Origin of the sequence: Paenibacillus sp. FSL R7-0198 (assembly GCF_038000415.1) — a bacterium.
Lineage (GTDB): Bacteria > Bacillota > Bacilli > Paenibacillales > Paenibacillaceae > Paenibacillus.
This window is the reverse complement of record NZ_JBBOCB010000002.1, coordinates 174,607-195,848: the sequence shown is the minus strand read 5'-3', so window position 1 is coordinate 195,848 and position 21,242 is coordinate 174,607. Positions and strand designations below refer to the sequence as shown.

The 21,242-nt window shown below is 44.9% G+C and carries 19 protein-coding genes; all 19 read left to right on the top strand.

What is annotated here, in order from left to right; genetic code table 11:
- Positions 1-11 precede the first annotated feature (11 nt).
- The 19 genes from MKY87_RS30455 (at position 12) to MKY87_RS30365 (ending at position 21,169) form a co-directional block, all read left to right on the top strand.
- Complete coding sequence (locus MKY87_RS30455) at positions 12-836, top strand: carbohydrate ABC transporter permease (protein ID WP_076211825.1); 825 nt, start codon at positions 12-14, stop codon at positions 834-836.
- 18 nt (positions 837-854) lie between these two features.
- Entirely contained in the window at positions 855-3,656 is a 2,802-nt protein-coding gene (locus MKY87_RS30450; RefSeq protein WP_340967755.1) for an alpha-mannosidase, read from the top strand.
- Positions 3,657-3,934: 278 nt separating this feature from the next.
- Positions 3,935-4,726: a hypothetical protein gene (locus tag MKY87_RS30445; RefSeq protein ID WP_340967754.1), complete on the top strand. Its 792-nt coding sequence runs from the start codon at positions 3,935-3,937 to the stop codon at positions 4,724-4,726.
- Between the two features lie 75 nt (positions 4,727-4,801).
- A complete protein-coding gene (locus MKY87_RS30440; protein ID WP_339784054.1) occupies positions 4,802-5,875 on the top strand; it encodes a hypothetical protein in 1,074 nt (357 codons plus the stop codon).
- Between the two features lie 191 nt (positions 5,876-6,066).
- A complete protein-coding gene (locus MKY87_RS30435; protein ID WP_339784053.1) occupies positions 6,067-6,714 on the top strand; it encodes a restriction endonuclease in 648 nt (215 codons plus the stop codon).
- 195 nt (positions 6,715-6,909) lie between these two features.
- Complete coding sequence (locus tag MKY87_RS30430) at positions 6,910-7,434, top strand: DUF5412 family protein (RefSeq protein ID WP_340967793.1); 525 nt, start codon at positions 6,910-6,912, stop codon at positions 7,432-7,434.
- 265 nt (positions 7,435-7,699) lie between these two features.
- Positions 7,700-8,704, top strand: coding sequence for a Gfo/Idh/MocA family protein (locus MKY87_RS30425; RefSeq protein ID WP_339784052.1), 1,005 nt, complete (start codon positions 7,700-7,702; stop codon positions 8,702-8,704).
- A gap of 24 nt (positions 8,705-8,728) precedes the next feature.
- Entirely contained in the window at positions 8,729-9,652 is a 924-nt protein-coding gene (locus MKY87_RS30420; RefSeq protein WP_240767998.1) for a helix-turn-helix domain-containing protein, read from the top strand.
- A 12-nt stretch (positions 9,653-9,664) separates the two neighbouring features.
- Complete coding sequence (locus tag MKY87_RS30415; RefSeq protein WP_062834239.1) at positions 9,665-10,762, top strand: Gfo/Idh/MocA family protein; 1,098 nt, start codon at positions 9,665-9,667, stop codon at positions 10,760-10,762.
- Between the two features lie 176 nt (positions 10,763-10,938).
- On the top strand, positions 10,939-11,652 hold the full coding sequence (locus MKY87_RS30410; RefSeq protein ID WP_339784051.1) for a glycosyltransferase: 714 nt from the start codon (positions 10,939-10,941) through the stop codon (positions 11,650-11,652).
- Positions 11,653-11,999: 347 nt separating this feature from the next.
- Positions 12,000-12,752 carry a FadR/GntR family transcriptional regulator gene (locus MKY87_RS30405; protein WP_036670784.1) on the top strand — a complete coding sequence of 251 codons (753 nt, stop codon included), beginning with the start codon at positions 12,000-12,002 and terminating at the stop codon, positions 12,750-12,752.
- Positions 12,749-13,960, top strand: a complete 1,212-nt coding sequence (locus MKY87_RS30400) for a M20 metallopeptidase family protein (protein WP_340967752.1) — start codon at positions 12,749-12,751, stop codon at positions 13,958-13,960. Before MKY87_RS30405 ends, MKY87_RS30400 begins: the two co-directional genes overlap by 4 nt.
- Positions 13,957-15,522, top strand: coding sequence for an ABC transporter substrate-binding protein (locus MKY87_RS30395; protein WP_340967751.1), 1,566 nt, complete (start codon positions 13,957-13,959; stop codon positions 15,520-15,522). Before MKY87_RS30400 ends, MKY87_RS30395 begins: the two co-directional genes overlap by 4 nt.
- 103 nt (positions 15,523-15,625) lie before the next feature.
- The gene (locus MKY87_RS30390) at positions 15,626-16,543 is read left to right on the top strand and encodes an ABC transporter permease (protein ID WP_017688654.1); all 918 of its coding nucleotides are present in this window, start codon (positions 15,626-15,628) and stop codon (positions 16,541-16,543) included.
- A gap of 16 nt (positions 16,544-16,559) precedes the next feature.
- Positions 16,560-17,489 carry an ABC transporter permease gene (locus tag MKY87_RS30385; protein WP_091030896.1) on the top strand — a complete coding sequence of 310 codons (930 nt, stop codon included), beginning with the start codon at positions 16,560-16,562 and terminating at the stop codon, positions 17,487-17,489.
- A gap of 21 nt (positions 17,490-17,510) precedes the next feature.
- Complete coding sequence (locus tag MKY87_RS30380) at positions 17,511-19,529, top strand: S9 family peptidase (RefSeq protein ID WP_340967750.1); 2,019 nt, start codon at positions 17,511-17,513, stop codon at positions 19,527-19,529.
- Entirely contained in the window at positions 19,526-20,002 is a 477-nt protein-coding gene (locus tag MKY87_RS30375) for a hypothetical protein (RefSeq protein ID WP_340967749.1), read from the top strand. Before MKY87_RS30380 ends, MKY87_RS30375 begins: the two co-directional genes overlap by 4 nt.
- Before the next feature lie 163 nt (positions 20,003-20,165).
- Entirely contained in the window at positions 20,166-20,528 is a 363-nt protein-coding gene (locus MKY87_RS30370) for an Asp23/Gls24 family envelope stress response protein (protein WP_340967747.1), read from the top strand.
- Between the two features lie 32 nt (positions 20,529-20,560).
- Positions 20,561-21,169 carry a GNAT family N-acetyltransferase gene (locus tag MKY87_RS30365; protein ID WP_340967746.1) on the top strand — a complete coding sequence of 203 codons (609 nt, stop codon included), beginning with the start codon at positions 20,561-20,563 and terminating at the stop codon, positions 21,167-21,169.
- Positions 21,170-21,242: the final 73 nt, after the last annotated feature.

The window sequence follows — 21,242 nt, the reverse complement described above, 5'->3', positions numbered from 1 at the left end:
GTTCGATCCCTATGGTCAAACATGGGCTTCAACGCAAAATCCAGTACGGCATTTTAGTTTTTCTAGGGCTCTGTTTTTTATTGCCGTTGCTCTGGATCATTCTGGCTTCATTTGACCCGAACGCGCAGCAGGGCATCAAAATGCCCAGTACCTGGACCATTCAAAATTTCAAGGATGTACTTGGGGATTCGAGCAATCTTCGTTCATTCGGTGTAGGCTTGATTCTGTCGGGAGGGCAAGCGATATTGGTTGTTCTGGTATCGGTGCTTGCTGCGTATCCTTTATCCCGTTACGAAATGAGATTCAAAAAAAGCTTCTTGTTATCCATTCTGTTCATGACAGCTCTTCCGATTACTGCCGTGATGGTTCCGGTATTTCAGATGTTTCTGTTCTTCAAAATGCAAAATAGCATCATTGCCACGATGCTGTTCCTGACGGCATCCTCACTTCCGTACGGCATCTGGATGATGAAAAACTTCATGGATTCGGTGCCGATTGATCTGGAAGAATCGGCATGGATTGACGGTGCGTCCGTATGGAACGGATTGAGACGAATTGTAGCGCCATTGATGTTGCCGGGTATTGCAACGATAGCGATATTTACCTTTTCGGGAAGTTGGGGCAACTTCTTCGTGCCATACATCCTGCTCCAGACACCGGAGAAACTTCCGGCATCGGTCACGATCTATCAATTCTTCGGCAGCCACGGCATGGTTGAATACGGCAGATTGGCTGCATTTTCACTACTTTATACAATGCCTTCGGTTGTGTTATATATTTTCTCCCAGCGTTACATGTCCAAGGGCTTCAGCATGGGCGGGGCAACCAAAGGTTAATGACAGGAGGTACGCAACATGACAACCAAAAAGACGGCACATCTCATCTCGCACACCCATTGGGACCGCGAATGGTATATGCCTTATGAACACCATCACGTACTGCTCATTGAGCTGATGGATAAACTGCTGGACACGCTTGATCAGGACCCGAAATATCGTTATTTTCATCTGGATGGGCAGACGATTATTCGTGAAGATTATTTGCAGGTTCGGCCCGAACAACAGGAGAGGCTCGACCGTTATATTCGTGAAGGACGTATTCATTTTGGCCCATGGTATGTGTTACAGGATGAGTTTCTGACCAGCAGCGAGGCCAACTTGCGTAATCTGCTCATCGGTCATCGTGATGCTCGACCTTTAGGTGTGATATCCAAGACAGGATACTTCCCAGACTCATTCGGAAATATGGGACAGGCACCGCAGATTCTGCAACAGGCGGACATTCATAACGCGATTTTTGGGCGTGGGGTAAAGCCTACGGGATTCAATAATGCGGTGGTTGATGCAGACAGTTACGAATCTCCATATTCCGAGATGATCTGGCGTTCGCCGGATGGTTCGGAAGTACTCGGCATTTTGTTCGCGAATTGGTACTGTAATGGGATGGAAGTTCCGGTTGATTCAGAGAAAGCCCGAGCGTATTGGGATAAAAATCTGGAAGATGCCGAGAAGTTTGCCTCGACCCCACATCTGTTGTTCATGAATGGTTGTGATCACCAGCCGATCCAGACGGACCTGCCCGAGGCATTACGTACGGCAGCGGCTTTGTATCCTGATGTGGAATTTATCCACTCCAATTTTGACGATTACATTGAGGCGGTTACGAAGGATGTCCCTGAGCATCTGGCGACCATTGAGGGCGAACTTCGCAGTCAGCACACGGATGGTTGGGGAACACTGGTGAATACGGCATCCGCACGAGTTTATCTGAAACAGTTGAACCAGCAGGGGCAGACGTTGCTTGAAAAAGTAGCCGAACCACTGGCCGCCATGGCGCATATGGCCGGGGTGAAAGATTATCCGCACCACCTGTTGACGCATGCTTGGAAGATGCTGATGCAGAACCACCCACATGATAGCATCTGCGGATGCAGTGTGGATGAGGTTCACCGTGAGATGGTGACCCGCTTTGCCAAGAGCAGACAGCTTGCAGAGAAATTGGTTTCCCAGAGCGCGCAGGCGATTGCTGAGTCCATCCGTGTGCAACCTGCTGAGGCTTGGGGAGAGGAAGCAGTGCTGTTCACTGTGTTCAACACGAGTGGATGGAATCGAAATGGAATCATTGAGATGGACCTGATTGTAGACAAAGCTTTTTTCCCAGAAGGGCCTAATCCCCAGGCACTTGCGCAGAAGGTGGAAAAAGATGCACTGCCAGCGTACCAGCTGGTCGATTCGGATGGACACGTGTATTCGGCAGAACTCACTGATATGGGCGCACATTTTGGTTATGAACTTCCGAAAGATCGCTTCCGACAGCCTTATATGGCTCGTAAAGTAAGAGTTACTTTCCAGGCGGTGGATGTACCTTCGCTGGGTTATAAGACATATGCTCTCATTCCAGTAGAGAAGCCAGCAGAGATTGCTGAGATTGCTGAAGTGCCCGATACGAGCGAACTCATCCTGGTTCAGGGAATGATGATGGAGAACGGTCATTTGCGGGTGACGGTTGAAGAGAATGGTACGGCAACGATTGAAGATAAAGTCTCTGGTGCTGTTTACAGGGGGTTGAATTCATATGAGAATACCGGTGATATCGGCAATGAATATGTCTACCGTCAACCTGAGGGAGAGACAACGCTGACCACGGAGCATCTGAAGGCAGACCTGCGGATTGTGGAGCAGTCTCCGTATCGTGCAGTTATGGAAAGTGTATTACGCTGGGATATTCCTGCTGAAGCAGATGAACTTTTCGAACTTGAAAAACGCCAAATGGTTCCTTTTACAGAACGAAAGGCGCAGCGAGTTAAGAACACCGTTCCGCTTGTGATTACGACAACGTATACATTGGAAGCAGGCAGTAATATGGTCAAGGTAAAGTCTGAATTCAACAATCAGGCCAAGGATCATCGACTGCGCGCACTCTTTCCATCAGGACTGCTGACAGAGGATCATTATGCGGATTCTATTTTTGAAATCGCCAAACGTTCCAATACACCGGCCAAAGAATGGGTGAATCCGAGTAATGCGCAGCATCAGCAAGCGTTTGTACATGTGACCGATGGTGCTCATGGCTTGATGATTGCAAACAAAGGGCTGAATGAATACGAGATTTTACAGCGTGAAGAGGGCAGTAAGATTGCGGTTACGCTGCTGCGTGCCTCTTCGGAACTGGGAGATTGGGGTGTGTTTGAAACACCGGAAGCCCAATGTCTGGGACCTCAGAGCGTGGAATATGCGATTATTCCATTTGCAGGCGATGCGGCACAGTCAGGTGCATGTGCATCCGCATACGTGTATCCGATTCCGTGGACGACTTTACAGCTAGGGGCACTAGCACGCACGTTTGAGCGAGAAAGTCATGCCGGAGCTGATGCGCACAAGGTGGAGCTGCCTCTGTCGAAGCAATGGCTGGCGTGGAATGCACAAGGTTCGTCACTGGCCTTCTCCACATTGAAGATCGCAGAGGAAACCGGAGATTTGATTGCTCGCTGGTATAATCTAAACTCCGAACCTGTTGAGTTGAATGTACAAACTGGATTCGAATGTGCTTCCGTCTATGAGAGCGATGTGCTGGAACGGGTTAAGGACACGTTGGAGGGGCACAGCCAGATGGTATCGGGGTACAAAATTGTTACACAAGGGTACGCGTTACGTTGAGTTGATTATTGAACATCATAATTATAGAAACCTCCTGTTCACGTTATTGTGGACAGGGGGGGGAGTCAAGAAATTCAGCAAGTAAAAGCCGCTATATAGCGGCTTTTTTACTTGATATAGGTTATTTTGTACAATCAACTAATTAATATTTTATTTATTGACTTAATTTGTAAAAGAATATATTATATTCTATATAAATACTTATTTCCCATAATAGAGAGTTTTGAATAGCTGGCCAGCTTTCAAATATATTTAATAATTGAGAGGGAGATATAAAAATGAAAAAAGTGGTATCAGCTTTATTAGTTACAGCATCCTTATTTGTTGGTAGTGTCGCTTCTTTCGCATATGCAGAAGAATCCGTTAGTAAAATTCCTACCAGAATGCAGGCGGGAACAATATTAGAGTATGACGGATCCAATCAGATGGTTATTTTGGAAAAGGGTGAACCAGTAAATATCCCTTCCGTCTATCAAGGTCAAACAACAAAGAGTGTCACACAAAAAGTAGATCTTGATAAATTAAAAATTGAAGAAGAATTCATTGAAAAAATAAAAGCAGAAGCAAAAAACTTGCCTGTATATAAAGTTGAGAACCCTCTTCCACAGCCAGGTTTGAAAGTTATATACGATGGCGAGGGTTACATAAAGGAGTTTGTTTTCCCTCAAGGGAACGACTTCGCATTAGCTGCTTATAAAGCCCTACCAAGGGGCACTAGAAAAGCAGCGGGAACCTATACTTATGGAGATAACAATAATAAAATTACAATTACAACGAGCACTGTTCTTGGTGAGGGACGATTCACTAATTTTACTGATACAACTGGCGAAAACAGTAACACTCTGAAAAAAGGTGATGCAGCAACAAGAGGGGATATAGATAATCCTAAATATGAGCAAGTTTTGGATGCGCGGAATTTGGATAATAATGTATTTGCGAATGTAACTAAGAGAGATAATGGAGCACTTCCAGACGCGACATTAGATATTTGGAAAACTGGAGTAGAACTTTTTGACCTAAAATGGTCTTCCTCCCTATCGTTTAAAGGAAGATACTTCTATACATTTTAATTTATAAGATTATTATAAAGGGGGCGATATATTCGCCTCCTTATCCTATCTTCTTAATGAAAAGGATGATGAATCATGAAAAAAAATTTTTCAATCACAAAATATATTCCAGTCATAATTACCCTAATTCTCTTCATTGGGGGATGTAGTTCCGAAAAACCAACAATTGAAAAAGTGAACCCCACTGATATGCAAACCATAGGTCCACAAACTCATGAATATCTTTCAATTACAAACACCGAGTATGTTAATGGAAAAGATACCAATGATGGAATGGTAATGAGAGTATACACATATGATATCCTCTCTAAGAATCTAACTAAATTAGCTGATTTACCCTATAACTCTCAATATCCCTTAACAGTGGCTTCCTTAGCAGAAGACACCATATACTACTCGGGATCTGGAAAAGATAAGGGTGACGAATTGTTTTCCTATGATATAAAAACACAGATCACCCAGCAATTAAGCTCCGACTTATTTGCAATCAATTCGATAATTCCGGATACCGTTGATCATACATTGGTTATGGCTGCTGTTAAGAACGGAGAACGGCCTGTCAAAGTTATGTTCTTTGATAAAGAAACTCAAGAAATGACCATATTGAATGACAATGATTCGGATACAACAACATGGGATATTTCTTATGATCCAGAAACAAGAAAATCCTATGCCATCCAATATTCAGAAGAGGATCAATATAATCATATGGAGGAGTCCAATAAAACGCAAACACCGATGGTTCCTCCAAACCATACGATTATTGAGATAGATCCAATCTCTAAACAGACACGCAAGGTTATTGAACTAACGGAGGAACAAATTTTAACCTTATCAACAAGGGGAGACCAAATTCTAATTGCCACTGCAAAGCATATCAACAAGTATCCAATTAAATATAGTATGGTTAATATTAAAACAGGAGAAAGAAACGAAATTGATCTTCCCATTAAGGCCAGCAGTGAATTGTTTTTGTCCAAAGACGGGCAGGGTTTCTATTTCCTCGGAGAAAATACACAAGCAAAAGAAAATCAGGAACGAGGGATTTATTTCTATGATTTGAAAACGCAACAAGTTGAAGCCATATTTCTTCAAAAAGAGGGCTTCATTAATAATTTTATGCTGTTAACGAATCCAATAAAAAAATAAATTAAATTCTCCTTAAACACTATATTATAAGCCATTAATCCTTAGAGCTAAACGTCACTTCACCAATTGTGGCGTTTTTTAGTTTTCGTTAAAACACGTTCTTTAAAAAGTGGATATCTATTTCGTTTTATCTCCAATATAGAAAAATGTGGTATTATTGTGCTCTAGTTTGTTGTAATGGAGGTAGACTAATGATCTATATTTTATTTGTATTCATCGTTGTAGTGATTGTTGCACTTAGCCTTTGGATTCTGAGTTTGACACGTAAACAAAAGAAATCAGCGGTACTCTTTAAGGAGAATTACGACTTAAAAGCGATTACTATTGCTGATATAGACAGGATGGAGGATGGCTCTGGCTTCGAGATGTACTTGTACAGATTGTTAATGGAGTTGGGTTATTCAGGAGTCTACAAAACGTTAGGAAGTCGCGATTTTGGTGCAGACGTAGTTTTCACTGATCGGGAAGGTGTTAGAAATGTCATTCAAGCAAAGCGATACTCAATAGAGTATCCGGTCGGCATCAGCGCTGTACAAGAGGTGTTTTCTTGCATGAGATATTACAAGGCTAAGAAAGCAATCGTAATTACTTCATCCCACTTCACAGAGTCGTGTGAGACATTAGCTGGTATTAACTTTGTAAAGTTGATTGATCGAACTGACTTAATTCATGTGATTGAGGCTTTTAGAGACGGTGATATTATTGAGGCGCGTGACATCATTGAAGGGGAACCGAGGATGATACTTGAATCCTGGTCGGAATCGAATAGCAATACGCTACATGAGGTTCGAAAAGATTACAAGGCAGAAAAGTATGTAAAAAAAGTGATGAGTAAGTGAACATATGAATTATTCAGTAGATTTTGTGATGATTGATCAATAAACGAGTATTCTATCTAAAATGAATGATTTTGGTGGCTTTTCATACATAATATTTAATTCTGTATTTATTCAGGGATGGAGATGGGTGACACATTTAGGTTCACTAAGTGTAATCTATTTGTGGGAAGAGGGGGTTCAATTTTAGTGAAAAAAATGAGCTGGATTGCTTTGTTTTTAGTCCTGATTTTGTACTTTGTTTCGATGTACTCACTATATTCTCATATGAATAATAAATGGCTAGTTAGTCCTCCAACCTATGTAATACTAATTCTTTCTATTTTAGGACTGGCTCTAGCCATACTTGGTTTTAAAGATACATCGAACAAGTCTACGAAGGTAAGAAGTTGGATCTCAACGGTTCTATCCTTAGCATTGATCTTCATCCTTTTGGGTGCTTTGTCATTTACATCGATATTTTCTGGGTACAAACAATTACTTACGACTACACATTCACCAGATAAGCACTATACAATAAGTTTCTATAAAACTGACGCTGGAGCCATGGGATCGTTTGGCGTTATGGGGGAATTGAAAGGCCCGCTTTGGTTTAAAAGAGTATTTTATTATGAGGGAAAGACGGATCAGGTAGACTTGGAATGGGTTGATAACCATACCATTTCAATTAATGATCAAAAAGTTAATTTATTAAACGGTGAAACTGTACGCTGTAGCCCTTAATTTTCTAAGATTTTTTTCTTAACTGATATCTAAAGTGAAATTCTTTTGCGGAGTTTCGCTTTTTTGCGTTTCGAGAAAAAGATGGATAGAAGAGGAGTGATCGTCATCAAGAATCCTTTGAGGTTTTATATGAATGAATAGAAGAAGTTAAACATGTCGTGATTTTATACATTTATTGTCGTGAGTTTCTATTAAAAATAGATTAAGTCTATGATAACTTATAGATAAATGTCAGAATATTATATAGTATGGAGGTAAGACAACAGTGACCATTCGAATTGGGAAAATTAGCTTGTGGCATGTTCACGCATGGGATTACATCAAGCAGGCACAAGAACATGAGGATACAGTCATCGCCGCTGTGTGGGATGAAGATGCCAAGCGGGGGCAGGAAGCGGCTGAACGCTTAAACGTACCATTCTATGCTTCGCTTGAAGATATGCTGGCCAAGGATGACATCGATGCCGTTATTGTAGATGCGCCAACCCGCATCCATGAAGAAGTGATCACCGCTGCTGCAAAAGCAGGTAAACACATCTTCACGGAGAAAGTTATTGCGTCGACACAGGCGGAATCCAACAGAATCCTTAATGAGGTAAAGGCAAACAAGGTTAAAATGACGGTCTCCTTACCTCGTCTGAATGCAGGGTATACGCTAACGATTCAGGATGTACTTAACCAAGGATTACTTGGCAAAGTGACTTATGTTAGAGCGCGTTTATCGCATGATGGAGCGATCTCGAACTGGTTGCCTGAACACTTCTATGATCTGAAGGATTGTCAGGGCGGTGCACTGATTGATCTGGGGTGCCATCCAATGTATCTGGCCAAACTGTTTTTGGGTCAGGAAGTAACAGCGGTTAATGCGAACTTCGGATACATTACAGGCAAAGAAGTGGAAGATAATGCAGTTGCAACCTTGTTTACGGATTCCGGAGCAGTCGGCGTTGTTGAAGCTGGTTTTGTGAACAGCCATTCTCCGTTTACGATTGAGGTTCATGGTACGGAAGGTACACTTCTGTATGGAACACCTGATGACAAGTTATTGATTCGTACAAAAGCAGCACAGGGGAAATATAATGACTGGACTGAACTTCCTTTAGCAGACAAAAGAGAAAGCGCATTCAATCAGTGGGTTGCACATATACAGAATGATACGGATGCAACTGAAAACGTGCAGATCGCTATGGAGCTGACCCGTTTGATGGAAGCTGCGAATCTCTCTGCCAAGGAAGAACGTAGAATAGCTCTCAATGAGTTGAAGGGTTAGGTTTTATTAAGGAGGTGTGCAATCTTGAGCCTGTATCCTTATGAGAAAATGCTTGAACGGCAGGATCTCCTGGAGAGACTGGATATTCTAATGGTTTGGGGACATTATGAGATTCGCGTGATGCGATTTCATCTGACTTCTTTTCCAGCGGGCCGAGTTGTGGATTTCCATAATCATGCGGAGTTTGAGTTTCATTTTATCCCGAGAGGTAAAGGCAAAGTTATTCTCGATGATCAGACACATGCACTCTCGGAAGGTATGCTTTATTTGACTGGACCGGGTGTCGTTCATTACCAGGAGGCTGATGCCAAAGAGGACATGGATGAATTATGTCTTCATGTGGATATCGTTCACAAGCCAAGAGAACATGTCGATCCCTGGGAAGCTGCTGAATCCGAGGAAACGATTGAAAAGCTGAGAACGCTTCCGCTTACTCCGGTGAATGATTATCATCGGGCGATGCATTGTTTTTTGGAAGCCTACGAGGCATGTGATCAGAAATTGTTAGGTTATTATACATCGATCAAGCAACTGGTCATCAGCATATTACTCAAAACCGTGCGAGCATACGACACCGGGGGGAATCGACCGGAAGCCCCTGTGCGGGATATGTCGGTATATCGCTATGAGTATGCAGTGCAGTATATGGAGGCGAATCACCCTACCGTGGTCACGCTGGAGCATGTAGCTGAGAAACTTCATATCAGCAGCAGACAATTGCAGCGAATCTTCTATCAAGTACAGCCGGAGATGCCGTTCAGCCGCGTACTGGAGGATATTCGTCTGCGCGCTGTGTGCCGTAATCTGGAGGAAAGTAACGTATCTATCGAACAGATTGCTCTCGCTTCAGGCTTCAATAATGCCAACTATTTGCATGCTGTATTTCGCAAACGGCTGGGGATGACCCCGTCGGCTTTTCGTAAAATGAAACAACCAATACTTAAGTGAGGGTGAATATATATGAGTAAAGTATATCGTATCGGAATTATTGGCTGTGGGGGAATCGCGAATGGCAAACATCTGCCGAGTCTGAGTAAACTGGATAATGTTGAACTGGTGGCTTTCTGCGATATCGTTCAGGAACGTGCGGATGAAGCCAAACAGAAATATGGCACTACTGAAGCCGAAGTCTACACGGATTATCAGGAATTGCTCAAGGATGAGTCTTTGGATATTGTGCATGTGCTAACGCCGAATATTTCTCATGCCGAGATTTCCATTGCTGCTCTGGAGGCAGGCAAACACGTGATGTGTGAAAAGCCAATGGCGAAGACATCTGCTGAAGCACAGCTCATGCTGGAAGCGGCAGAACGTACCGGCAAGAAATTGACCATCGGATACAACAACCGTTTCAGAGAAGACAGTCAGTATTTGAAGAAGGTGTGCGAAGCGGGTGACCTGGGTAATATTTATTTTGCCAAAGCACATGCGATTAGACGTAGAGCAGTACCAACATGGGGTGTTTTCCTGGATGAGGAGAAACAAGGTGGCGGCCCGTTGATTGACATTGGTACGCACGCACTCGATCTGACGCTCTGGATGATGGATAACTATCAACCAAAAGTTGTGCTGGGTACGACCTATCATGAGCTTTCGCAACGTGAAAATGCGGCCAATGCCTGGGGCCCGTGGGACCCAAAACAATTCTCTGTAGAGGACTCGGCCTTCGGCATGATTGTGATGGAGAATGGCGCAACGATTATGCTGGAATCCAGTTGGGCACTGAACTCACTGGATGTGGATGAGGCGAAATGTAGCTTGAGTGGCAGCGAAGCGGGTGCGGATATGAAGAACGGACTGCGCATCAATGGTGAGAAATTTAGCCGTCTATACACGAATGAGATTGAACTGAGTGCAGGCGGGGTGGCTTTCTATGATGGTAAGAGCGAGAGCGCACCGGACGTTGAGATGAGAAAGTGGATTGAAGCGATTGAGAACGATCAGGAACCAGTCGTTACACCAAAACAAGCGCTGGTTGTATCTCAGATCCTGGAAGCACTTTATGAATCTGCTCGCACTGGCAAGGCTGTATACTTGAATAACGCTAGCGAAGCATAGAACATACTGAAAAGAATAGATTACAGAACCCTTTGTCCTGTTATTTGGGGATAGAGGGTTTTTTGGTGTTTTGGTAAATTCAGCGAGTTTTGAGACACGCCATAGCTATTGGTCCATACCAGACTCTATTTCGGCACATATGATGAGAGAAAAATAAGCTGAAAAGAGGGTATGTCGTGACTAAACACAAAACGAGTCATGGTGTTTCCATTGTGGTATGTACCAATCGGCCGCAATTTTTTGAAAACATTCTGCAAAATTACAGTCGACAGCATTACAAAAGCAAAGAACTGATCATTGTCCTGAATCATGACCGTATGAATCTGGCATTATACCAAAACCGGGTTCGGAATCTTGCCAATGTTCATGTATATCAAGTTCCTGAGAGCATTTCGCTAGGACAAAGCTTGAACGCTGGCATGACAAGGGCTCGCTTTTCGTTGATTGCGAAATTTGATGATGATGACTACTATTCGCCGTATTATTTGACAGAGCAGGTGAGAGAACTTAGACGGACCAAAAGTGATATTGTGGGCAAACATTCGTGCCTGGTCTACTTGGGTGCGTCCAAGACACTGTTGGTCAGATCTCCCGCTGAAAAAAATAAACCGGTTGAATTTGTACAAGGGGGCACTATTTTATTCAAAAGAGAGATCTTGAAAAAAGTCCGCTTTACGGACCGTTCCATAGGGGAAGATGTGACCTTCCTGAGACAATGCAGGAAAAGAGGATTCAAAGCGTACGCGACCTCTCCTTACAATTATGTCTATCACCGCAGACAGAACAAAAAGAGTCATACCTGGAGAGCGGATGACAGCTTTTACCTGGAGGGAAGCAAAAAACTTGCGGTTACAGAGGATTTCAGACCCTTTGCTAACAAGAAACTGTAGAGGACAGGAACTAAACATTTACACAAAACGGAGAGGACAGAAAGAACCTGAAGAAGCGGAGCGTTCGCCTTTATCCCCGGATTTTCCCCTTTCAAAAGGGCTTCAAAGAAATCCGGGGATAACAGCGATCGGAAGGTTGTTCTGTCATCGTAGTGAACGGTGTAAATCAATTAAAGGGAAGATGTATCTGCTGCGTGCAGATGCATCTTTTTTGTGCCAAAATGGTTCAATTTGGAGGTGGTTAGAAAAAAAGTTGAATTTACTTGAAAAAAAGTATTGCATATAAGTTTAGTCGGAATTATATTAATGGTATAAGGTCTAGACCATATACAGATCGGAGTGTTTAGATGTCCAGTACGTTTTCATTTCGTTTTGAGAAAGTATCTACCAAAAAAGTTAGTGAATTCATTAGAGAACAACTGGAAGAAGCCATTATTTTGAAAGAATTAATGAGTGAAGAACAGCTTCCAGCCGAGCGAGATCTGGCAGAGATTTTTAACGTAAGCCGCATTACCGTTCGCGAGGCACTCTCTTCACTGGAAGAGAAAGGTTTGATTGAGAAAAGGGTGGGTGCCAAAGGTGGAACATTTGTACTGCCTCTGACAGCCAATTCGCATAAACGGACCAGAGAAGAAATTAAACGGGACTGGTCACAGATGCTGAAGGTGTTTGAATATCGAACCATCATCGAGCCGGAGGGAGCTTTTCTCGCTGCTGAGCGGATCACCGCAGGCGAACTGGAGCTGCTTGAGGGTTACATGGAGCAAAGTATAGAGCCAGACTGCACAAGGGAATGGTTCAGGGCGCTGGATGTGAAATTTCATCTGACCATCGCCAAGGCTTCGGGGAATCCATACTGTGAGAGAGCCGTCAGACAGATTCGGACGAAAATTAATCCGGCTCTCGACTTGATGCCTTATGATGACAGAATACGTACCGTCAATCACGGTGTACATATGGAGATTCTTGAAGCATTGAAAGCCCATGATAGCATCAAGTCTAAGGAGACGATGAAAAGGCATATCGAATTCTCGGCGGATGCAATCTATGCCCGTTTGGTTTCTGAATCGGACAAAAATGAAGGGAATGACAGCGAATGAATCGTTCAGAACTGATACAGCTGGCTCAGCCACTACAAGCCCAGTTAAGCGCCTGGCGCAGAGATCTGCATCGGCATCCGGAGATTGGTTACGAGGAGCATCGTACATCCGCTATCGTAGCTGAGCATCTGGAAAGCCTGGGACTCGAAGTTACACGCAATGTTGGAAAGACCGGGGTTACAGGCCTGCTTCGCGGAGAGAGCGATGGACCAACCTTTGCCTTGCGCGCAGACATGGATGCCCTGCCAATCCAGGATCAAAAAGCGGTGGAATACCGCTCGCAAGTGGAAGGCAAAGCGCATCTGTGCGGACATGACGCTCACACCTCCATCCTTATGGGAGTCGCTCAATTGCTTACTGGCCTTGGAAGACCGAAATCAGGTAACATCAAATTCATTTTCCAACCAGCAGAAGAGGGACTTGCAGGTGCAAGAGCCATGATCCAGGACGGTGTTCTGGAGAATCCGAAGGTTGATGCCATCGCAGGATTACACATGACACCTGGACAGGACACGGGAACCTTGGGTGTAAGTCAGGGCGTTGCTTTTGCATCAGCTGATCCCTTGATTATCAAGGTGTTTGGCAAGGGTGGCCACGCAGCTCGTCCCCATGAGGGCATTGACGCAATCGCGGTATCCGCTCAGGTCATCACCGCCTTGCAAAATATCGTCAGTCGGATGGTTGATCCACTTGAACCGGCAGTAGTCACGATTGGTAAAATCACCGGAGGTTATATGGGAACAGCCATCGCCCCGGAAGTTGAGATGATCGGTACGGTTCGTACACTCTCACCTGCCATTCGTGAGCGGATGCCAGCTTTGATCGAGCAGGTTGTCAAAGGGGTCTGCGAATCTTTTGGAGCAGGATGCGAAGTCGTCTACGGTGATGGATATCCTGTTGTCGTGAATGATCTCGGCATGGTTGACCTGCTGACAGAAACCTGTGATCAGGTTAATGCGCAGAAGGGATGGAGCTATATCAAACCTTCCACAGGGGGCGAGGACTTTGCGTTTTATTGTGAACAGATTCCGGGTGTGTTTTTCAGACTAGGATCTGGGAATGATGAGGAACGTACTCGTTATCCGCTCCACCATCCAATGTTTGATCTCGATGAGACAGCAATGCCATATGGTGTGGGCATGTTGTCTGCAGTAGCACTTGAATTTTTGGCAAGGAATACAACTTCTGAGGGGGAGCAATCACAATGAAAAAAAGACAATGGACAGGCTTATGGATCACGTTACTGGCAGTCGTAATGGTACTCAGCGCTTGCGGAGGAAAAACGACAAGCACGAATGATGGTTCCGCAACAGAAGGAACAGGCAGTGGAAGCGCAAGTACAACACTGACCGTTGCTGCGGCAACCGATATCGAGAGTTTTGATCCGCACAACAACAACAATACCTCTAGTGAGGCCGTTCTGGTCAACGTTTTTGATTATCTGATCAAAAATGACAGTGAACAGAAAAAAGTTGCGGGACTTGCGACATCATGGGATCAAGTCGATGATACAACGTGGAGATTTAAGCTGCGTGAAGGTGTTACCTTCCACAATGGCGATCCATTCACTTCAGCAGATGTAAAATACACGCTGGAGCGCGTAGCCAAGGACGAGACACTGAAACAAAACAGTTATTTCAAAAATATTGTAGAGGTTAAAGCTGTGGATGACTATACCGTAGATATTATCACGGATGGTCCAGATCCGTTGCTCCTGAATCGTCTGTCCAAAATGGGAGCAGGCATTCTGCCAGCAAAATATATTGCGGATAAAGGATTCGATGCTTTCCTGAAACAACCGGTAGGCACAGGCCCTTATAAATTCAGTAAATGGACCAAAGATGATCGTGTGGAACTGGTGAAAAACGAGAACTACTTCGACGGTGAACCAAAATGGAATGAAGTGGTGTTCCGTGTTATTCCTGAAGCCTCCACACGTGTATCCGAATTGCTTGCTGGTGGTGTAGATGTGGCGTCTTCCATTCCGTCCACGGACATTGCCCGGATCGAAGGCGAAGCAGACAAGAAGATTGTCAAAGCACCAATCCAACGTGTGCTTCAGTTGATCTTCCGTCAGACAGAAGGCAGCATCACGGCTGATCCGAAAGTACGTGAAGCGATTGACCTGGCTATCGACAAACAAGGAATCGTGGACAGCATTGCCGGCGGAGCAGGTATCGTAACCCGCACATCCGTAACACCAGGCAACTTCGGTGCTGATCCTTCATTGTACAAAACGTCACTTTATGATCAAGAAAAAGCCAAGCAGTTGCTGCAAGAAGCTGGCTATGCGGAAGGTGAAGCCGAGATGACCATCTCCGTTTCCGCACAGTACAAAGAACAGGCTGAAGTTGTTGCAGCGATGCTGGAACAAGCCGGATTCAAAATCAACCTGGATGTCCTGGAAGCAAGTGCATTCAGTGAACGTTACAGCTCCAAATCATTCAAAGAAATCTTCATGATTGGTATTGGTAACTCCTTGTTCGATGCTTCGAACAACTACAATCGTTATATGTTGGAAGAAGCAAAAGGCGAGTCGGATTACAACAATCCTGAAGTAGAGAAACTGCTTCAATCGGCATTGGTGAACATGGACCCTGCGTCTCGTGAGAAAGAGTATCAGCAAGTACAACAGATCTTCTCTGAAGAACGCCCAGCGGTATATCTGTACCAAATGGAAGGTGTCTACGGAACAAATGCTAAAGTGAACTTCGCGCCACGCAGTGACGAGATGTTCTATGCTGACGAGATTACACCTGTTGCACAGTAACATCGGGTATAACAACCGGTCATTGAAAAGATAAGGCCGTGAACGGCAGGGACTGGATAACCATGTTCCTGCCGTTCTTTTTTAAAAGGGAGGTGAACAAGGAATGGGCAAATACGTACTTAAGTCATTACTACAGATCATTCCGGTGCTGTTCATTGTTTCATTAATTGTGTTCATTTTGGTTCGAGTCACCGGTGATCCGGTTGCGCTAATGTTGCCTGAAACGGCTACCGCTGAAGATCGTGCTGTCTTGACGCAGGCACTTGGTTTGGACCAGCCTTTATATACGCAATACGTGAAGTTTCTGGGCAGTGCGATACAGGGAGACTTTGGTCAGTCTTTTCGCTACAATCAGCCTGCGTTAGAGCTGGTGCTGGAGAGATTGCCTGCCAGCTTTGAATTGGCGGTAGCCGCCATGTTTTTTGCCGTACTTATGGCAGTGCCACTTGGCGTCATCTCAGCTGTCAAACGCAATACGTTTACCGATCTCATTATTTCAGGAATATCCGTCATTGGTAAGGCGATGCCAAACTTCTGGATGGGGATTATGCTTATCCTCTTGTTCTCCGTCATGCTGGGCGTATTGCCGGTATCGGGTCGCGGAGGATTGTCACATCTGATCTTGCCGGCATTTACACTTGGCGTTGGACTGGCTGCGCAGATGACCCGACTGATTCGCTCCAGCATGCTGGAGATTCTCAACCAGGACTATATTCGAACAGCCCGCAGCAAAGGGCTAGGCCGAATGGTTGTCATTGTGAAACATGCGTTTCGGAATGGACTAATTCCGGTCGTGACAATTATGAGTTTGCAGTTTACAAGTCTGATCGGGGGAACCTTGATTACGGAAACGGTATTCTCCTGGCCTGGACTGGGTCAATTGCTGGTCGTTGCAGTCAACACACATGATATGGCGATTGTACAGGCCGCGGTGTTTGTCATTGCCTTTATCGTTGTAGTAATTAACATCTTGACGGATGTAGCTTACAGGCTACTCGATCCGCGCATCAAATACGACTAGAAGGAGGTGCAATCATATGACAGGCAGCAATGAAATGCCAATTCCGGGTACAGAACAGGAACAAGACAATGGGCGTGCACCAACGGGATTTCGTTATATCTGGCAACAACTGATCATCAGCAAGACCGGAATGTTTGGTGCTGTGCTTGTATTGTTGGTTGTGTTAATTGCCATAGGTGCACCTCTATTGACGAGTCATGATCCGGCAGCGGTGAATCCGCTAAACCGACTTAAACCACCAGCATGGCTTGAGGGTGGAACGGCCGAATACTGGCTGGGTACCGATAATCTTGGCAGAGACATGTGGAGCCGTATTGTATACGGTGCCCGGGTTTCCTTAATCGTGGGTATGGGTGCCGTCATTGTGTCAGGAATCATTGGCGCGATTCTGGGGCTGGTATCCGGGTTCTACGGGAAATGGCTGGATGCCGTCATCATGCGTGTAGGTGATGCATTCATGGCGATTCCAACCATCCTGTTCATGCTTGTTGTGATGGCGATTGTTGGCCCGGGTATTACAACGTTGATCTTTGTCATCGGGGTGACGAACTGGGTTCCATTCACCCGTGTGGTAAGAAGTGAAGTACTAAGTATCAAAGAGCGTGATTTTGTTCATGCGGCTAGATCGATTGGCGCGAAGAATGGAAGATTGATTCTGAAACACATTTTGCCGAATATTCTTTCATCCTTTATCGTGATCTGCGGTATGAATGTGGGCACGACCATTATTATGGAAGCTTCACTCAGTTTCCTGGGTCTGGGTATCAAACCACCCGATGTATCCTGGGGAGGGATGCTTAGTGATGGCAGACAATACGTTGCAACAAGCTGGTGGGTCGCTACATTCCCGGGACTAGCCATTACATTTACCGTACTCGGTGTTATTTTCCTTGGAGATTGGCTGCGTGATGTGCTTGATCCACGTACGGAGACAACCCATAAATAAACGGAGAAGGGAGCCATCATTATGAATCAAAGACCAATTATGCCGGAGGATCTGGTTCACTATCGTTGGATAAGTCAGCCGGTAATCAGTCTGAACGGGCAAGTGGCTTATGTGGAACAGACCATAGATCAGGATAAAAACGAATATAACACGCAAATTCGAGGAATCTCCCTCGATGGTGATGAAGATATTGCACTTTCGGATGGAACAAAGGATTCCTCACCTGCGTGGTCGCCGGATGGGACACAACTCACATTCATTCGCTCAGTGGATGGTGGAAAAGGCCTATGGACGCTCCATTCAGATCAAAACGAGCCTGTCATGCTGATATCTCCCGCTCGTAAAATATCGAGTTATATCTGGTCGCCGAACGGGCAGCACATTGCGTTTACCAGCAAAGTGCAACCGGAGGATCAACAGAAGAAAGCAGACGCCCAACAGGAGTCTGTACCTGTGCTGCGAGGTAAAGTCTTTGAGCGTACAACGCCGAAGGCGGAAGGGTCTGGCTGGTGGGATGGTCAATACAGCCAGTTGTTTGTATATGAGCTCAAAAGCGGGGAGATCACGCAGGTGACTTCCGGGCTATGGAATATCAGTGCTCCGGCATGGTCGCCAGATAGCCAGCAGCTTTCTTTCATTTCGAAGCAAGTAGAGGATGAGGAGCTTGATGCGGATCTGCTGTACTTTACGGATATATACAGCATTCGATTGGGAGAGCATGATCTCTTCAAAGTGACGGATTCCAGTCTGGCGATAAGCCAGTTCTCCTATTCTTCCGACGGGCAGCAGCTGATCCTGATCGCCAGTGATCGTGAATATGGAAGCGGGAGCCACAACAGCTTATACGCTGTCCCCGTTCATCGAGGTGAACCCAGGATAATTGCACCGCAATTAGATATGCAGATGGGTAACGCAGCACTGGGGGATATGAAGTCAGCAGGTGCGTCTCCTTCTCCAATCTCGGATGCCCATAATCCAGAACGTGGTGTATATGTACTCGGAACGCATAACGGGAATGTGGACGTGTATCGCATTCAAGATGATGGGAATTATCAAGCTGTGACGGGACCTGGTGAAAAGGATGTGTATCAGTATACCTTAACACCAGATGGTACGTCGCTGATTATCGCTGCGTTAACGGATGAACACCCTGGAGAGTTATATCGCGTGAATATCGACAGTGGTGAAATGTTCAGACTCACCCGGCGAAATGATGAATTCATGGCTGAATTGGCTGTAAATGTGCCAGTTCGTGTAGAGTTTACATCCTCCGATGGATGGCCGCTTCAAGGTTGGTTAGCCACACCGGCAATACGTGATTCCAATGTGAAACTGCCACTGATTATGCAGATTCATGGCGGACCTCACGCGATGTATACAGGAACATATAGTCATGAGATGCAGACACTCGTTGCGCAAGGTTATGCTGTGCTGTGGATCAATCCTCGCGGAAGTATGGGATACGGGCAAGAATTTGCCAGAGCTTGTCGTGGCGACTTTGGCGGAGGGGATTACCGGGATCTGATGGAAGCTGTTGATTATGCCCTGTCTACATACGATTTCCTTGATGCATCACGTCTGGGTGTAGCGGGTGGCAGTTATGGCGGAGTGATGACCAACTGGATCGTGGCGCATACGCACCGTTTCAAGGCGGCTGTAACCCAGCGTTGCATCTCCAACTGGTTATCCATGTATGGAACGAGTGATATCGGTATTTCCTATGTCGAGGGAGTCATCGGTGGTAATCCGGCGGAAAACGCTGAATTCCTGTGGTCCCGCTCACCTCTTGCTCATGCACACCACATTGAGACGCCACTTCTGATCATGCACGGAGAGCAGGACTATCGGACACCGATTGCACAAGCGGAGGAATTATATACTACGCTAAAACGATACGGCAAAAAGACCAAACTGATTCGTTATCCAGGTTCCAACCACAGTTTGCTCAAAAGCGGTAAACCTTCACTTCGGATCGATAGCTTCGAACAGGTGAATGCCTGGTTCAATCAGTACCTCGGGAATGAGGAGGGCGAGCAATGAGTCGAACTCAGCTGTCCATTCCTGTAGGGCTTCTTGTAGAAAATGTACTGACAAGTGGAGAATCAAAAGAAGTGATTATTGAATGTTTACAACGTCGAGACTATTCCCGGTTGTTGCCTCTGGTTAAGGAGTCCGCGATGGATTTTGATGAAAGACTACAGACAGCAGATGATATCGGAGACGATTGGGAAAAGGCGATACGTCAAGGTTATGAGTTCAAATTTTTGCATATTAACGGGTTGAAACGATTGCTCGATTTCCGGTTTGACCGTAAGGTGGATCGGGATTACATTCAAGATGAACTGTCACTGAAGCATATTCGTCTGACCCCACAAGAGATTGAACTGCTACAATCGTTAATTGGCAGGCAGTGGATCGTACAAGCAGAAGAAACAGAGGCAGCAGAAGAAGGCAGAACAGATAGTGAGTTATCTTCCTGCATTCCTGTCCGTATTCAATTGAAATTCCCATAGGTTGACCAGAAGAAGCCGCGATGATCGCGGTTTTTTTGCTATGTACAGGTAGAAATGAGGATGACTGAATTCAAAAGTTGAAATTGGACTTCGCATGATTTATATTTATATTAAATGATATTATTATCTATCAAAAATGCAGGTATAAAGAGGGGGACCTAGGATGTCCATTCAAAATGTTTTGGGAAAAATTCAAATATCGGATGATGTGATCTCCAAAATTGTCGGCAAGATCGCAAATACCACCAGTGAGATTTCCTCCATGTCGACAGGACTTGTAGAAGGCATCACCAAAAAGTGGAGTGGGAAAAGTCTGCAAAATGGCATTGCCATTCGCAAGATAGATTCCAGACTGGAGATAAACTTAAAGGTTGTCGTTTGTTATGGAACAAAAATGCATGAAGTCTGCAGGGAATTGCAAAACAATGTGAGATTACATGTGGAACAGCTGACTGGATTAACCATTGATACGGTGAATGTGATCGTTGAGGGGTTATCATTCAACCAACCTGCTGCCAAGCTTTAAACTAATTTTAGCTACCTAGAGGAGTGACAGCGATGAATAAGATTTCCATAACAAAAGCCAGTCCACAATCATTAGTCGGCGGGCAACTAAATCAGATGGCACTTGAATATATGGCCTATTCGCTTGCAGGTACCAAGGATAAAGGCATAATAGAGAAAACATTTAACAAGTTATGGCGTTCGAATCAGAACCGATTCAGTCACCAATATGCTTATGAAGCCAAAATGGGTAACCAAACGCTGGGCATGATCATGTGTTATCCGACCACTGTAATGAAAAAACTTGCTTTGCCAACGTTCTCCAAACTGTTTGAACTCCGTAAATGGAGCCTGATTAAGTATAATCTCCAACACTGGAAAGAGTTCTACTCCATGGTGACATTACAAGAAGCGAAGAACGACGAGTACCACATCGGAACATTGGCTACGTTGCCTGAAAGCAGAGGACTAGGTGTAGGGACACACCTCATTCATTTTGCTGAGGAGCAAGCTATAACACAAGGTCTGTCCAAATCTTCACTTACGGTTAAAAAGGAAAATCTACTAGCTATTAAACTGTATGAACGTTTGGGGTATCAGAGAGTAGGGGAAATCAATAAACCTTCGCTATCCCTGTACCGAATGTCCAAAATACTGGTGTAGTGCATTCTAATACGAATAGAAAAAAGCAGCTAACTGGAGAGTTTCACATAAATAAGCCCACATTGGAACAGTT

What these genes read in the sequence shown, in the direction of transcription:
- MKY87_RS30405 (WP_036670784.1), top strand. Translation starts at nt 12,000, where the DNA reads ATGTCCAGTACGTTTTCATTTCGTTTTGAGAAAGTATCTACCAAAAAA.
- MKY87_RS30390 (WP_017688654.1), top strand. Translation starts at nt 15,626, where the DNA reads ATGGGCAAATACGTACTTAAGTCATTACTACAGATCATTCCGGTGCTG.
- MKY87_RS30380 (WP_340967750.1), top strand. Translation starts at nt 17,511, where the DNA reads ATGAATCAAAGACCAATTATGCCGGAGGATCTGGTTCACTATCGTTGG.
- MKY87_RS30385 (WP_091030896.1), top strand. Translation starts at nt 16,560, where the DNA reads ATGACAGGCAGCAATGAAATGCCAATTCCGGGTACAGAACAGGAACAA.
- MKY87_RS30365 (WP_340967746.1), top strand. Translation starts at nt 20,561, where the DNA reads ATGAATAAGATTTCCATAACAAAAGCCAGTCCACAATCATTAGTCGGC.
- MKY87_RS30395 (WP_340967751.1), top strand. Translation starts at nt 13,957, where the DNA reads ATGAAAAAAAGACAATGGACAGGCTTATGGATCACGTTACTGGCAGTC.
- MKY87_RS30430 (WP_340967793.1), top strand. Translation starts at nt 6,910, where the DNA reads ATGAGCTGGATTGCTTTGTTTTTAGTCCTGATTTTGTACTTTGTTTCG.
- MKY87_RS30375 (WP_340967749.1), top strand. Translation starts at nt 19,526, where the DNA reads ATGAGTCGAACTCAGCTGTCCATTCCTGTAGGGCTTCTTGTAGAAAAT.
- MKY87_RS30450 (WP_340967755.1), top strand. Translation starts at nt 855, where the DNA reads ATGACAACCAAAAAGACGGCACATCTCATCTCGCACACCCATTGGGAC.
- MKY87_RS30400 (WP_340967752.1), top strand. Translation starts at nt 12,749, where the DNA reads ATGAATCGTTCAGAACTGATACAGCTGGCTCAGCCACTACAAGCCCAG.
- MKY87_RS30415 (WP_062834239.1), top strand. Translation starts at nt 9,665, where the DNA reads ATGAGTAAAGTATATCGTATCGGAATTATTGGCTGTGGGGGAATCGCG.
- MKY87_RS30445 (WP_340967754.1), top strand. Translation starts at nt 3,935, where the DNA reads ATGAAAAAAGTGGTATCAGCTTTATTAGTTACAGCATCCTTATTTGTT.
- MKY87_RS30440 (WP_339784054.1), top strand. Translation starts at nt 4,802, where the DNA reads ATGAAAAAAAATTTTTCAATCACAAAATATATTCCAGTCATAATTACC.
- MKY87_RS30455 (WP_076211825.1), top strand. Translation starts at nt 12, where the DNA reads ATGGTCAAACATGGGCTTCAACGCAAAATCCAGTACGGCATTTTAGTT.
- MKY87_RS30370 (WP_340967747.1), top strand. Translation starts at nt 20,166, where the DNA reads ATGTCCATTCAAAATGTTTTGGGAAAAATTCAAATATCGGATGATGTG.
- MKY87_RS30435 (WP_339784053.1), top strand. Translation starts at nt 6,067, where the DNA reads ATGATCTATATTTTATTTGTATTCATCGTTGTAGTGATTGTTGCACTT.